At 54.8% G+C, this 1,066-nt stretch carries 1 protein-coding gene and 1 pseudogene; both read right to left on the bottom strand.

Features of this window, described 5'->3' with window-relative positions; genetic code table 11:
* Window positions 1-60 precede the first annotated feature (60 nt).
* Complete coding sequence (locus SMC5_RS05250; RefSeq protein ID WP_119119892.1) at window positions 61-783, bottom strand: class I tRNA ligase family protein; 723 nt, start codon at window positions 781-783, stop codon at window positions 61-63.
* 79 nt (window positions 784-862) lie between these two features.
* A pseudogene (locus tag SMC5_RS11870) lies at window positions 863-1,066 on the bottom strand (cysteine--tRNA ligase); the annotation flags it as partial.

Genomic DNA, 1,066 nt, shown 5'->3' on the forward strand with positions numbered 1-1,066 from the left:
GCACCCATAACCGAGTTCTTACCATAAATAAGCATACCTTCCGGTCTTGTTCTATCACTATTAGCCATGGATGCGATACCTCACACCATCAACGCCGTCCTCCAGAGCGATACCAACACCCTTGAGGCGCTCCCTGATCTGGTCAGCCACGTCGTACTGTCCTGCCTCACGAGCGACCCGACGCTTCATGACAATCGTATCGAGAAGATCGCTCGTGGAATTGTGATCGTCCGCAGCAACTCCAACCTCTGCGGCAACGGCCATGAGCGCATGCTGCTTGCCGACAAGAAGACTGGACTTGTGTCCCATGTAGTCGTTCGTCTGGTCGAGGCCAAGTACCCAAAGAGCCGAGCGGAAGACTTCGAGCGCACGAGAAGCCTCTGATCCACCAAGCAGCCGCTCCGAAGCCGTGCGGCGCACTCGAGTCATGAACTCGTAGACGGAAGCAAGTGCACGGGACGTGTTGAGATTGTCTGCCAGCGAAGCGTCAAACTCACCGAGAAAACTGGAACATGTACTCTCAAACTCCGGCTCCAAGCCCTCATGGGAGACCTGACCCAATTCTTGTAGAAATGCCTCGAACTCCGCCATGCGCTCATAGGTTGTAAATGCCTGTCCGAACCCCGAAATGTTGAACTTCAGTGGTTTCTCGTACGACGTCTGCAAAAGATAGAGCCGAACGACCTGCCCTGGGTATTGCTCCAGCAATTCGCGCACGGTCATGACATTGCCGAGTGACTTCGACATCTTCTCGCCGCCCATGTTGACCATTCCGGAGTGCATCCAGTANNCCTCCCCCGTGAATGTCGAACCCTGCCCCGAGATGCCTCAGACTCATCGCCGAACACTCAATATGCCATCCCGGACGACCCTTTCCCCAAGGGCTGTCCCATGAGATCTCGCCAGGTTTGGCAAGCTTCCACAGGGCAAAATCCAGGGGATCCTCTTTTGCTTCATTCACTTCTACCCGGGCTCCGCTGCGCATCTCGTCGACAGAACGTCCTGAAAGACGACCGTAGTGACTAAACTTGCGAACAGAGAAGTAAACTCCGTCTGATGAGACGTA

Source organism: Candidatus Cryosericum odellii (genome assembly GCF_003570935.1).
GTDB classification, from domain to species: domain Bacteria; phylum Caldisericota; class Caldisericia; order Cryosericales; family Cryosericaceae; genus Cryosericum; species Cryosericum odellii.

What these genes read in the sequence shown, in the direction of transcription:
- SMC5_RS05250 (WP_119119892.1), bottom strand. Translation starts at nt 783, where the DNA reads ATGCACTCCGGAATGGTCAACATGGGCGGCGAGAAGATGTCGAAGTCA.